Below are 11,958 nucleotides of genomic sequence, written 5' to 3' on the forward strand. Positions count from 1 at the left end.
AATGGGAAAATCGTCGGCATTTCGGCGACTGATTCGAAAAAAGATAAGACGGTCCTTTCTGGCCGGGCTGCTGGTGGTGATCCCCTTGGGGATGACCCTGCTCGTGGTGCGATGGATCATTGCCCTCATGGATGGGCTGCTCATACGGTTTCTGCCTCAGCGCTTCTGGCCCGAGGCCCTGGTCGGCTTTCCCGTCCCCGGGCTCGGACTGGTCGCAACCCTGTTTTTAATCCTGATAGTCGGCCTGCTCGTCAGTAGCTATTTCGGGCGGTCGGTGGTCAATTTTTCCGAGCGGATGATGGCGCGCATCCCCTTGGTCAACGGAATCTATGGTCTCTTCAAGCAGGTGGCGGACACGGTGCTGAGCGCCGAGCGCCAGGGCTTTCGCAAAGTGGTGCTGCTCGAATACCCCCGCAGGGGTATCTGGTCCGTCGGCTTCGTCACCGGCATCAGCCAGGGCGAGGTGCAGAAATTGACCGATCAGCATATGATCAACGTCTTCATACCCACCACCCCCAATCCAACCTCAGGGTGGTACATACTGGTGCCGGAGGAAGAAGCCCAGGAACTGGACATGACCGTCGAGGAAGCCTTCAAACTGATCATCTCCGGCGGCATGGTGACGCCCCCGGAGCGGCCCCGGCGGAGGCGACGGCCGGTTGGAGAGGACGCCCTCGAGCCGGGAGAATTGCCATGAAGCAGGTCAAGGGACTTGTGGTCGAGATTCCGGACCCCGGTGTCGTCGAGGTACTCAGCCCGAAAAGCTTCTTCTGTTCACACGGCGGCCCTCTCGGTATCCGCAAAATAGAAGACCGCCGCCATCTGCGGATCCGGGCACTCAACATCGTCGGCGCCAAAACCGGGGATCGGGTCAGACTCGCCCTCAGGCCCGGAAGAGCGCTGCTGGCGTTGTTTCTGCTCTGGGTTCTGCCCCTGATTGGGCTTCTCGCCGGCGCCCTCATCGGCATGCTGCTCGGGAGCTATCTGCCGATCCACGCCCCGCCGAACCTGCTGGCGGCCCTGCTGGGGTTGGGACTCATGGCCGGATGCTTCGTTCTGGTCCGGATCGGCTGCAGGGCGGTTCCGGCGGACCTGTTCATGCCCGAATTGATTGAAATCCTGCCCGCCGAGGAATTGCTGGAGGAAGAATACCGCCATGGGGATTAAAATTATCGCCAACAACAAGAAGGCCTTCCACGACTACTTCATCGAAGATGTCTACGAGGCGGGCCTTGTGCTCACCGGCACCGAGGTCAAGTCGCTGCGCCTCGGCAAGGTCAACCTCAAGGAGTCCTTCTGCCGGATCATGGACGGCGAGGTGTTCATCAACAACATGAACATCCCCCCCTACGAATTCGGCAACCGGGAGAACCACGATCCGACCCGGGTGCGCAAGCTGCTGCTGCACCGCGAGGAGATCGAAAAACTGATCCGCAAGGTTGACGAAAGGGGGTTCTCCCTGGTGCCGACCAAGATCTACTTCAAGGCAGGGCGGGTCAAGCTCGAGATAGGTCTGGCCCGGGGGAAAAAACTCCACGACAAGCGTCACACCCTGAAGCAGAAGGAAGCCGACCGGGAAATGGCCCGGGCCGTGCGGGATCGGCAGTAAACACCCTTCCGATGAAAAACGCCCGACCCAGATGGGTCGGGCGTTTTCCGTTCTTCCGGTTGGGAACCACTTTTTCGCTATTCGACCAACGGTTGCTCGACAGCCGGTTGTTCATCAGCGGGTTGTTCATCAGCCGGTTGTTCATCAGCCGGTTGTTCATCAGCCGGTTGTTCATCAGCCGGTTGTTCATCAGCCGGTTGTTCATCAGCCGGTTGTTCATCAGCCGGTTGCTCATCAGCCGGTTGCTCATCAGCCGGTTGCTCATCAGCGGGTTGTTCATCAGCCGGTTGCTCATCAGCGGGTTGTTCATCAGCCGGTTGCTCATCAGCCGGTTGCTCATCAGCCGGTTGCTCATCAGCGGGTTGTTCATCAGCCGGTTGCTCATCAGCCGGTTGCTCATCAGCCGGTTGCTCATCAGCCGGTTGCTCATCAGCCGGTTGCTCATCGGCCGGTTCCTCGGCAGCCGGTATCATTCCGGCCGGCTCCATAGCAGCCGGTTCCTTATCAAAGGGTTCCGGAGTCATCGGCTCCTCCGGTTTCCCATTCACCGCCTCTTCATCCATCTTTTCCTTCGTCAGGCTCAGGGCCGTTATATCGGCATTGCCGAAGGAGAAATTTTCCTGAAATGCAGCGGTGCCGAACGCTTCGTTCAAGGCCTCGGCAGCCCTCTGGGTCAGGCGGAGATTGACATCGGGAATGACGATCAATCCTTGCTCATCCGGTTCAATGGACCGGGGCAACTCCAAATCGAATAGGGGGATACGATCGAGGATGTCGTCATCGACGGCGACCAGAGCGGTCAGAACCGGGCTGTCCCCCGTGGTGCTGATGATAAAGTTGAGCAGGGACACTTTCCTGTCGGAGGTCTTGAGGGTCAGTCCGCCGCCATGAAAAATATCCCCCTTGGCATTGCCCTGATCGATGGCCCCGGCGGGAATCGGGAAAATTGAGGTGGCATTCCGGTTATCGAATTTCGCCGGCACAAGGCCCGACGGGTCGATATCCATCGACTCGAGGGCCTGAAGGGCCTCGGATGAGATGTCGACCCTGGTGACTCCGCCGACGATTTGGGCGATGGGGGCGGCAAAAGCCATTCCGCCCAGCAACAGTGGGATCAAAAAGGTTGCGAGAACTGTTTTTTTCATGTTTACCTCCCAGCTTCAGGTTTTTAGATCCTTTTCACTGCTGCCCGGCTCGATGAAATCGACCTCCAGAATCCGAGGAAGGGGGTAGCTCTGAAAGTTTCGTCTCCTGCATGCTGGTACAAAGGTAATCCGTGAAAAAAATCAGTGAATTCATTAGTTTATTGAACGGGCCATTGAAGAACCGGGCAAGAGTGATGCCTTCCAGCAAAGCTAGCAGGTTTCTCTTTTTTTTCCAGAGTCGGACTGAAAAGAATATCGATCACTGACATTAAGTCTTTGCTCGCTCCGCTTCGATTCCGCATCATCCATATAAAAAGGGTCTGCCCCCAGTGCGACAGACCCTTTTTTATGGTGGAAGTGCTGCGACCCGGCGGAATAGGAGCGCCTCGGCCGCATCGTCGCCTGGTACGAGCAGGAAGCGGCGTAAACGCTCCTTTCTTTTATCCGCCATGTAAATACATCAATAAACTCATCATGATCTGGGAACGTTACCTGCTGGGTTGCGGATATCCATCTTGACTAAACCTCAAAATGGTTTTATCTTTGTATGTACGATGTTGTAACCAAATAATGACGGAGGCCGCCATGATCAAAACCTTGACCAAGCACGGCAACAGCCTGGCGCTGGTGATCGAAAAACCGATACTGGAACTGCTCGGGGCCGATGCCGAGACCCCCTTCGACGTCACCACCGACGGCCAGGTGCTGATTCTTTCCCCCATCAAGGATGCTGATCGTAGCGAGGCGTTCTCGACCGCTCTCGACAGGGTCAATGCCCGCTACCCTAAAGCACTCAAGAAGCTGGCGGAGTAAGGGGTGAAATTCCTCAGCCTGACCGAGGTTCTGGCAATCCACCGGGACCAGATCTCCCGCTACGGCGGCACAACCGGCATCAGGGATATTGAGCTGCTCAAATCGGCGCTTGGTATGCCCATGGCGACCTACAGCGGTGAATTCCTGCACACCGACATTTACGAGATGGCCGCCGCCTATCTGTTTCATCTGGTCAAGAACCATCCCTTCCTCGACGGCAACAAGCGGGTCGGCGCGGTGACGGCGTTGGTGTTCCTGCTTCTGAACGACCACGACTTCGATGCGCCGGAGGATGACCTTGCCGAGACAGTGCTGTCTGTCGCCCGGGGCGAGATCGACAAGGCCGAGGTGGCGGTGTTCAACCGCCGCTGGAGCAAAGCGCTGTAGATTCCCTTTGATCAAGCCTTCGGACGCCGGTTCGGTTTTCGAAAATGGAATTGAACAAAATCGCCCGACGTTTCGAAAAACCATTTGCTTTTTCCGACACGCCAGGGGTGAATGACACCGGCTGCCAAAACGAACAGGGCCGTCCCTTTGAGACAGGCCTTTCGGCTGTCCAAATTTGCTCCAGGCAAATTTGTCGGAAATTATCTGCCGCCGTGTTGGGCCAACACCTGGTGGCCCTTGTCGGTCAGGCGATATTTCTGCAAGCGGCTGTTGGGTTTGTCGGGGATGGTCATCTCAATCAGGCCGTCGGCCAGGGCCGGTTTAAGGTAGCGCTCGCGGAAGGATTTGCGGTCTGAAAGCCCCAGGGCGGATTGCAGCGTCTCTCGGTCCATTTCGCCCTGGATCGCCGCCAGCAGCTCGCCGACTTGGGGGGTGACTTGAGGGCTGACTTGGGGGGGTGAAGCTGGTCACCGTATCCAAAATCATCCGCAACATGAAGGCGATGAAGGGCGCGGAATCGGTCTTTTGGGTGCTTTGGCCTGGTGCTCGAAGATCAGGCGACAGACCCTTGGCGGGAATCGCCTACTACGTCGGGCACATCCTGTTCCCTCCTGCGTAGGCTCCCCTCCGCTCGCTGACGCGGCCATCCCTGGCCGCTTTTCTGACATTTAGTCAGCGCTCGCTCCGCTTCGATTCCGCATCAAACATATAAAAAGGGCCTGCCGCTAGTGTCAATGGGAACTGAAAAGTGTACCAGTTACGGGAATTGAAAAGTGTACCACCTGCAGGGAGAGACCTTTTCAATCCGGGGACGATGAGATGGAAGAATCACCTCCTTTCTGGGAGAGTTGGTTGGCGAATGCATGGCCTTGAAGTCTGTAGCTGTGGCCCTTGATGTTGATCACCCGGCAATGGTGCAGCAGCCGGTCCAGAATGGCCGAGGCGATGACCGGATCGCCGAAGAGTTCCTGCCAGTCGGAGAAGCTTTTGTTGGACGTGATGATCGTCGAGCTCTTCTCGTAGCGGTAGGTGACGAACTGAAAGAAGAGATACGCCTCCTGGCTGGTGACGGGAAGATAGCCGACCTCATCGACGATGACGAGACTGGAATTGAGGTAGGCCTTTCCCTTGGCCTGGCTCTCCTTGAGCTTGGCGATCAGCGTGTGCATGGTGGTGAAGTAGACGCGAAAGCCGTGGTAGCAGGCCTTGATGGCCAAAGCGATCGCCAGATGGGTTTTGCCAACGCCCGGCGGTCCCAGGAAGATGACGTTTTCGTGTTTGGCAAGCAGGGTCAGATCAAAGAGTTCCATGACGGCCTTTTTGTCCAGATGAGGATGGAAGGTGAAGTCGTACTCCTCGATGGTTTTGGCCATGGGCAGGCCGGCTATCTTCATGGCGGTATCGACGCGCCGCTTGTCTTTGGCCGCCACCTCTTCCTCCAAAAGCTGGTCGAGGAAGCTGAGATAGGAGGCGCCGTTAGCTTGGGAGAGGGTTGCGACATCATCGAGGATTTCCACCGCCTTGAAGAGTTTCAGCCGTTTCAGGTTGTCCTGCAGGCGATCAAAGGTCAGTTGGTCCATGAGACACCTCCGGCGGCATAGCGGTCGTATTCGGCCAGGGGCCGCTGATAGACCTCAGGGTAAAGGGTACCGGTGACCAGACCTCGCGTGGCCTTGCCTTTGTCCCGGCCGTAACGCGGGGTTTGTTGAGGTGTCCGGGAGGGCCGTGGCGGAAGGCCGATGGTTTGCCCTTTGGTGTCCGGGATCTGATAGACGGCCAGCAGCTCGGCATCATGATAGATGCGAAGGACATGGTTCTTGACCTTGAGCAGGACGTGCTTGCCGACCGCTTGCGGCGCGACAAAGTAACGGTTGCCGGCAAAAGAGAGCAGGCAATCCTTGTACACCTTGCGGAAGAATTTGAGCGACGTGTCGTAATCGGCCTCCGGCAGGGAACCCAGATGAGGAACCTCCTGCTCCCAGCGCAGGATGACCTGTTGCCGGTAAGTGCCATGAATCCGCTGGTGAGCCGTTTCGGCCAGCCAGGTAGCGACATCCTGATTGGTCTGGGCAAGTGAGCGGTAGCCGTAGCCGCGCCAGAAGCTCTCGCGTAGATAGTCCATCGGGCGTTCCACCTTTCCCTTGACCCAAGGGCTATAGGGCGGGCAGAGCCGGGGAGTGAACCCGTAGTGCTTGGCAAAATGGAGAAACTCGACATTGAAGCTCGGTTTGCCGTTGTCCCTGCCGATAACGACCTGCTTCATGTTGTCGTAAAGGATTTCGGCGGACACACCACGAAGAGAACGGAAAGCGCGCAGGTGGCAATCCATAAAGGTCTCCATTGTGCAGCGTTCGACGAACTCGACGTACATGGCGCGGGAGAAACCCAGAACCATGACGAAGGCATAGATCGTGGTGGTCTTTCCCGACCCGTCATCAATCTTGAAATCGCCCCAATCGACCTGGGCCTGGAGACCCGGCTCTGTCTCGAAGCGGGTATAGGCGATGCGGCACTTTTGCTCCTTGATTGAGCGGACAAAGACCTTGAGGGTGTCGTAACTGCCGGTGTAGCCCATGCGCTTGAGTCGCTCGAAGATCCAGGTCGCCTGGTAGTCATCCTCATCGAGGAAATCCCGGACAACCTGGTGATACGGCTCGAGGATGGTGGGCTTGCTGGTCTGGCGGTGGTAACCTGGGAAGGCATTGTTTTCCAGATGCTTCTTTACAGTCTTGCGGTGGATGCCGAGTTTTTTGGCGATCCAGCGAACACTGTGACCTTGACGTTTGAGAGCAATAATGTCCATGTACACCTCCGTGGAGATCATCGGCATCCCTCCTTTCCCCTTAAGAGAAGGGATACCATGGGGTCCAGGGTGGTACACTTTTCGTTACCGCGATTGGTACATTATTGCTTTACCAGTGACAGCTAGTGCGACAGACCCTTTTTAAGGGTGGCGTCTATCAAACTAACCTCACAACCAATTGTTTTTTAGCACTTTTTTAAACTGTTTATTTTCTCCATACCCCCAAAATTACCCCTGAGACTTCTAAATTCTGCCTCAAAGGTCGTCCTCATCCTCGACAATCAGCCGTGAAAACGTGTTTATATTGGCTGTGGACTTGCCTTGCTCCAAGCGGTTTTTATCGTAGAGTGTCCCGAAAATTATTGCCAGGTCGCGGCCCGATGCCTTTTTTAGCTTCCCCGGAGTTAGGGCAGCAAGGACCGAATTTTCCAAACTATCCAGCATCGCCGCTTTATTTTCAGCGTATGCCTTGACCGCTCCAGGGTTTTGCACCTTGAACGGCTTCAGAGCCAGGGAAACAGCGCCCTTAGTAACGTTGAAGAACCGGGCGATGTCGGCTTGACTTATCCCCTGCAAATACATTTTCACAGCAACCGCCAGATCAATTTTTTTGTTTTGATTTGGGTTTGCAATTCGGTTAAGCGATTTGCCGGTTGACTGGCTTTTGCTGGCAGGGTTTGGCTTACCTCGTCTCTCTTTCCTCTTCGCGGCCATAATCACCACCTTTTTCAGCTTCGGGCTTTGGTCTTTTGCCCATCCGGTAAGGATAAAGCGGGCAATCCTTAACGGTGCATTCCCTGACCTCTTTTACCGAGTCACAACAGCAGGATAAGCACTTTGCCCTGATAGCTTTGATTGGGGTTAACCCTGTCTTCATTTTTTCCTTCTCCTTGTCAAAAATAAGGGGCCTTGCTCACGATTTTTTGAAGAACTCTTTTTGGAAAGGTCATGGCTTGCGGCTACAAAATGATCCCTTTTCATGTCCGTAATTCGGCAAGCCGCCCGCCAGAGAATAAAGCCTTCCAGCCATAGCCATTCACTCTGTTTTTTGTCCTTGATCAAGCCTCTTCTTTCTCCGGATACTGGTAATCTATAGAATAGTTTCAATCTTGAAACATCACTCCTTCAGTATTGTCCGTTCTGACGATGAATGATAAATGCTTATTATTTAATAGGTTGGCTTGATTGCCGCGCAAAAGGTCAAGACCATTCTTGAAACTCCACCACCCTTGATTGTGCCGGATGATGTTTCAGGATTGAAACTGATCTAAGTTTCAGTTTTGAAACTAACGTTTTTTTTCACGGTGGTATCTTTCCAACGCTTCCCCCTGTCTGGTATCCTTAGGTCGAACCCTCTTTTCAAATTCAGGAGTGCCGTGTTTTCTCCATCGCTCGCTGAGGCCATATAGTGAAACATCTTTTCCCGGACCGCCCCCGCCACTGTGTTCAATGTCGATAAAACCGCACTCAATAAGAGAGTCCAAGCAACGCGCAAAAGTTGCCCGCGAAATTTCCATCTTTTCGGCCTCAGAATAGGGGAAAATAATTTCGCCGTTATTTGCGACAATCCATTCGTTCTTTTTGGACCCTTTCCGCTTTTTGAGTTGCCGCTTTTTCAGGAAACGGTGAAATACGTCCCTTGCCGTAGCTGTCAGTTGGCGATAGGCGGCAGATTCCAACAAATCATATTCAATGAATGTACCCTTTGGCACTTTATTGCCTCCCGTTCAGCGCTATGCTGTTGCCCTCAGACCGTTTCGGCGGGAAGAATCCTGTCGATATAGTTGAAGATCGTTCCATGCCGACTTTTGCCCTGAATGACCAGGACGGGCCGTTTTGTGCCGACCAGGTAGCGCAGCTTGGACGGGCGAACTTGCTCATTGCCGCATAGTGCCTTGATTGTCGCCGTGAGCCTGCTTTTAGGGTTGTAGTTGATAACGGCACTCTGAATAATCACCGCGCCGTCAGCCGGTCCACCCCGAATAGTAAACTCAAAGCCGACCCGTTTGCTTGTGAGGGTTTGATACCTCAGCACTCGCGTCAGTTCAGCTTGATAGATGCCGGGCGGGATTAGTTCTTTTTCGGTCTGGGGATTTTGGGGCGCTTCTTGGCGCTGGGCTATGTCGCTTCCGGTCATAGCTCACCTCCTTTCGGTATCAATCACAAAGGGCGAGCACATCGCTTTCACGCCAGCAAGTGCAGCGGCTACCTAGTCGCACTGGCTGAGGCGCTTTACCTTCTGCGACCCATTTCCACCAAGTGGACCGGCCAACTGGGATGATCGCTAAAACTTGTGGCAATCGAAGCAGTTTTTCGTTGGTAGGGATTTGCTTTTTCATTAATGGCCTCCTGTAATCTAAAGTGATCTACCGGAGGCCATCTTCGAGGCGGGATTCACACTTAAAGGAATAAGCGTGAATATTGTTTCTTCTTAACGTCTTGACGGCGGCAATAAGCCTTCCTTTTGGAGTTGTTTTACGTAGCGACTTAATTTTTTATAAATGGTATCAGCCTTAATTGGGGTGTCGCTCCCATGCAGGTACAGATCGAATTTGTTGTCTTTCTCTTCGCTGTCTTTCTCTTCCAGGTCAAGAAAATGCGCGTGCCCTTGCTCACAAAGCCCTTGAACATGCTGCATAAACAACTCAAATAGAGTTGAGAGAGCCGGCATGCTTTCGCGCTTACCATATGTTTTCTGGAGAAAGTTGATAATCTCTACCCCTAGCGGCCCGGGCTGTCGATTGCGCTTTTTGCTCCTATGAGCCACGTTTACAAACCCCTCTATCTGGGAAAACAAATCGGCGACCATACCCGAATACATGGTTATAACTCCCTGGGCGTCGTCAGCCTCATCATACAGCTCTTCAATGCGCTTTTTGAGCTGTTGGTTTTCCGATTCGAGCTTTTTGACCCGGAGTCTCAGGCTTCGAATCTCATTGTTCAAACAATTTTCTTCCTGCCTTTCGCAATCTATATTTTCCATAACAAACCTTTAAAAAAGAACCCCGCCATGCCGTTGAAGGTATTCGGCTTTTCTCGGCGTCCCGATAGGCGGGGAACAAACAATTTGCTAAACTAAGTCAAGGTCCTCCCTATTTTTCCAAGTAACTCTAATATGTTCCTTGCGTCTATACCTCTATTTTCGTTGTGTTTTTCAATCAATGTTATCAAGGTACATATACCCGAATAAATACCAATCAATAAAATCAGAATAAACACAATGCCAATAACAAATATAATATTCACTGGATTCCCCTCCTTAGCACGTCCCCCCCGGCTTTGCCGGAGGGGATTCCTGTTGTAGTAAAGAAGAGACTAGCTTTTCCTCTTGAAGGACTGGCACTTGCCGTCAACAACTTTTATGTCGCCAACCTCAAAACTAGAATCTTTTTGACAACTGCCATTGACCGAGTAAACACACTCCGGGGAATTGCAGACAACTACATAAAGAACGTCTTTCATGGTCTTACCCTCCTTTTGTGGATAGCTTCAATTAGACTGCCCTTTACTGCATTTTGTGGAAAATCAGAGGTTCAGGCCGATCCAGAACCCCTTTTGTGATTATGACGGTGAGCGGGGGGACTGACAGCAACAACGACGACCACGGGGCGAAGGGGGGCGAGGTCCCCCCCGTACCCTTGCCGCTACCTTGTGTAGAATTTCTACACACTGCACCTTTTCCGGTAGGGGAAGTTACCCCCTTGCCCGACTGATCGGAATCACCTTCGCCCCTGCCTTCAAGCCGTCCAGGTAATCAGCCCAAAGCTGCATCATCTTCTTACGCTCGGCAAGGTGGGCTGTCCGATTGTATGCCCGCCCGTTAGGGTCTCTCACGGCATGGGCTAACTGATGCTCGATGAAATCAGGACGGAATTGCAGCACTTCATCAAGAATAGTTCGGGCCATTGCCCGGAAACCGTGCCCGGTCATTTCGTCCTTTTCAAAGCCCATGCGCCGTAAGGCCGCATTTATGGCGTTGTTGCTCATTGGCCGGGCATTTGAGCGGGCAGAGGGGAAAAGGTAGCGGCTCCGGCCTGTCAGGGCTTGCAGTTCCCGCAGGATTTCCACGGCTTGCGCCGACAGGGGCACAAGGTGCGGCTCTTTCATCTTCATCCGTTCGGCGGGAATGTTCCATTCTGCCGCGTCAAGGTCGATTTCTGACCATTCCGCTTGCCGCAATTCGCCAGGACGGACAAAAACCAGCGGGGCTAATTGCATGGCGCTCTTGACTACGAAAGAGCCTTGAAAGCCGTCAATGGCCTTCAGCAGTTCGGCAACCTTGGCCGGATCGGTAATTGCCGCAAGGTGGCCTTTTTTATAGGGTGGCAGTGCTCCTTTAAGGTCGGCTGTGCAATCCCTTTCGGCCCGTCCGGTGGCAACCGCATAGCGGAAAACCTGCCCGCATATGGTTCTTATCCGGTGGGCAGTTTCAAGCGCCCCCCTTGATTCAATCCGCCGCAGCATTTTCAGAACTTCAGGGGCCTTGATTTCGCCAATGGGCCGCGTTCCCATGACCGGGAAAACGTCAGCCTCTAACCGCCTTAAAGTGGTTTTGCCGTGACTGGGGGACCAGGTAGGGGCATACTTGCCGTGCCATTCACGGGCCACGACTTCAAAGGTGTCCTCTTGCTCGGCATTTGCCGCCTGTTGCGCTTTTCTGACTTCGCCAGGGTCAATCCCCGCCGCTACCTGCTTGCGGGCCTGAAAACGCTTTTCTCTGGCGTCGGCTAGGCTAACTTCGGGGTAAGTGCCAAAGGACAGCAATTTTTCCTTACCCCCAAAGCGGTACTTGAAGCGCCACCACTTACCCCCATTGGGAGCAACCAGCAAAAACAACCCGTCACCATCAAAAAGCTTCACCTGCTTTGCGCCGGGTTTGGCGTTGCGGATTTTTGCATCGGTCAGGGGCATGGCAAGTCCTCCTTTTGGGGGTAACAGTTTCGCTCTCGGGGTAACTATTGCCAAAAGTTACCCCTGTTACCCCCGGATGTCAATATATTTTAATGGGCACTACTGGACACTAGATAAACAAAAAGCCCGCTGATTTAGCGGGCTTCCTGACCATATTGGCTTACTATGGATTTTGAATTGGTGGAGGGAACGACGACCTACCGCAAAACAGCCTCAAAGCCCGCGCTCCTCGTAACTCCTTGATAATAAACGCCGAAGTCATCTTGCACAACCACTTCCCGACAACCCGA

General features: G+C 53.8%; 15 protein-coding genes. 5 read left to right on the plus strand and 10 right to left on the minus strand.

Translation table 11 applies throughout. The features are described from left to right. The first annotated feature begins 1 nt into the window (after position 1). From R2940_12340 to smpB, 3 genes are read left to right on the plus strand one after another with little or no spacing between them, the layout of a single operon-like run. Positions 2-697, plus strand: a complete 696-nt coding sequence (locus R2940_12340) for a DUF502 domain-containing protein (protein MEZ4600568.1) — start codon at positions 2-4, stop codon at positions 695-697. Next, positions 694-1,167 carry a SoxR reducing system RseC family protein gene (locus R2940_12345; GenBank protein MEZ4600569.1) on the plus strand — a complete coding sequence of 158 codons (474 nt, stop codon included), beginning with the start codon at positions 694-696 and terminating at the stop codon, positions 1,165-1,167. Before R2940_12340 ends, R2940_12345 begins: the two co-directional genes overlap by 4 nt. Further along, positions 1,157-1,609, plus strand: a complete 453-nt coding sequence (smpB, locus tag R2940_12350; GenBank protein ID MEZ4600570.1) for an SsrA-binding protein SmpB — start codon at positions 1,157-1,159, stop codon at positions 1,607-1,609. The genes R2940_12345 and smpB overlap by 11 nt, the downstream gene beginning before the upstream one ends. Before the next feature lie 77 nt (positions 1,610-1,686). Here smpB and R2940_12355 read toward each other — a convergent pair whose 3' ends face one another. Next, a complete protein-coding gene (locus tag R2940_12355) occupies positions 1,687-2,754 on the minus strand; it encodes a hypothetical protein (GenBank protein ID MEZ4600571.1) in 1,068 nt (355 codons plus the stop codon). A gap of 585 nt (positions 2,755-3,339) precedes the next feature. Here R2940_12355 and R2940_12360 point away from each other — a divergent pair. Beyond that, positions 3,340-3,567, plus strand: a complete 228-nt coding sequence (locus tag R2940_12360; protein ID MEZ4600572.1) for a hypothetical protein — start codon at positions 3,340-3,342, stop codon at positions 3,565-3,567. 3 nt (positions 3,568-3,570) lie between these two features. Beyond that, complete coding sequence (locus R2940_12365; GenBank protein ID MEZ4600573.1) at positions 3,571-3,954, plus strand: type II toxin-antitoxin system death-on-curing family toxin; 384 nt, start codon at positions 3,571-3,573, stop codon at positions 3,952-3,954. Between the two features lie 200 nt (positions 3,955-4,154). Here R2940_12365 and R2940_12370 read toward each other — a convergent pair whose 3' ends face one another. From R2940_12370 to R2940_12410, 9 genes are all read right to left on the minus strand, one after another. Continuing rightward, complete coding sequence (locus R2940_12370) at positions 4,155-4,346, minus strand: hypothetical protein (GenBank protein ID MEZ4600574.1); 192 nt, start codon at positions 4,344-4,346, stop codon at positions 4,155-4,157. 408 nt (positions 4,347-4,754) lie between these two features. Further along, on the minus strand, positions 4,755-5,534 hold the full coding sequence (gene istB / locus R2940_12375) for an IS21-like element helper ATPase IstB (GenBank protein MEZ4600575.1): 780 nt from the start codon (positions 5,532-5,534) through the stop codon (positions 4,755-4,757). Beyond that, positions 5,522-6,757, minus strand: coding sequence for an IS21 family transposase (istA, locus tag R2940_12380; GenBank protein MEZ4600576.1), 1,236 nt, complete (start codon positions 6,755-6,757; stop codon positions 5,522-5,524). The genes istB and istA overlap by 13 nt, the downstream gene beginning before the upstream one ends. 255 nt (positions 6,758-7,012) lie before the next feature. Beyond that, positions 7,013-7,471: a hypothetical protein gene (locus tag R2940_12385; GenBank protein MEZ4600577.1), complete on the minus strand. Its 459-nt coding sequence runs from the start codon at positions 7,469-7,471 to the stop codon at positions 7,013-7,015. Positions 7,472-7,630: 159 nt separating this feature from the next. After that, positions 7,631-7,819, minus strand: a complete 189-nt coding sequence (locus R2940_12390; GenBank protein MEZ4600578.1) for a hypothetical protein — start codon at positions 7,817-7,819, stop codon at positions 7,631-7,633. A gap of 224 nt (positions 7,820-8,043) precedes the next feature. Continuing rightward, positions 8,044-8,469: a hypothetical protein gene (locus R2940_12395; protein ID MEZ4600579.1), complete on the minus strand. Its 426-nt coding sequence runs from the start codon at positions 8,467-8,469 to the stop codon at positions 8,044-8,046. Positions 8,470-8,504: 35 nt separating this feature from the next. After that, positions 8,505-8,894 (minus strand): hypothetical protein, encoded by a 390-nt coding sequence (locus R2940_12400; GenBank protein ID MEZ4600580.1) that lies wholly within the window; start codon positions 8,892-8,894, stop codon positions 8,505-8,507. A gap of 294 nt (positions 8,895-9,188) precedes the next feature. Beyond that, on the minus strand, positions 9,189-9,701 hold the full coding sequence (locus R2940_12405; GenBank protein MEZ4600581.1) for a hypothetical protein: 513 nt from the start codon (positions 9,699-9,701) through the stop codon (positions 9,189-9,191). Between the two features lie 749 nt (positions 9,702-10,450). Next, complete coding sequence (locus tag R2940_12410; protein ID MEZ4600582.1) at positions 10,451-11,668, minus strand: integrase arm-type DNA-binding domain-containing protein; 1,218 nt, start codon at positions 11,666-11,668, stop codon at positions 10,451-10,453. Positions 11,669-11,958: the final 290 nt, after the last annotated feature.

The sequence above is a fragment of the Syntrophotaleaceae bacterium genome, assembly GCA_041390365.1.
Lineage (GTDB): Bacteria > Desulfobacterota > Desulfuromonadia > Desulfuromonadales > Syntrophotaleaceae > JAWKQB01.

Coding starts and splice junctions, on each gene's coding strand:
- R2940_12340 (MEZ4600568.1), top strand. CDS start 2: ATGGGAAAATCGTCGGCATTTCGGCGACTGATTCGAAAAAAGATAAGA.
- R2940_12345 (MEZ4600569.1), top strand. CDS start 694: ATGAAGCAGGTCAAGGGACTTGTGGTCGAGATTCCGGACCCCGGTGTC.
- smpB (MEZ4600570.1), top strand. CDS start 1,157: ATGGGGATTAAAATTATCGCCAACAACAAGAAGGCCTTCCACGACTAC.
- R2940_12355 (MEZ4600571.1), bottom strand. CDS start 2,754: ATGAAAAAAACAGTTCTCGCAACCTTTTTGATCCCACTGTTGCTGGGC.
- R2940_12360 (MEZ4600572.1), top strand. CDS start 3,340: ATGATCAAAACCTTGACCAAGCACGGCAACAGCCTGGCGCTGGTGATC.
- R2940_12370 (MEZ4600574.1), bottom strand. CDS start 4,346: ATGGACCGAGAGACGCTGCAATCCGCCCTGGGGCTTTCAGACCGCAAA.
- istB (MEZ4600575.1), bottom strand. CDS start 5,534: ATGGACCAACTGACCTTTGATCGCCTGCAGGACAACCTGAAACGGCTG.
- istA (MEZ4600576.1), bottom strand. CDS start 6,757: ATGGACATTATTGCTCTCAAACGTCAAGGTCACAGTGTTCGCTGGATC.
- R2940_12385 (MEZ4600577.1), bottom strand. CDS start 7,471: ATGGCCGCGAAGAGGAAAGAGAGACGAGGTAAGCCAAACCCTGCCAGC.
- R2940_12400 (MEZ4600580.1), bottom strand. CDS start 8,894: ATGACCGGAAGCGACATAGCCCAGCGCCAAGAAGCGCCCCAAAATCCC.
- R2940_12410 (MEZ4600582.1), bottom strand. CDS start 11,668: ATGCCCCTGACCGATGCAAAAATCCGCAACGCCAAACCCGGCGCAAAG.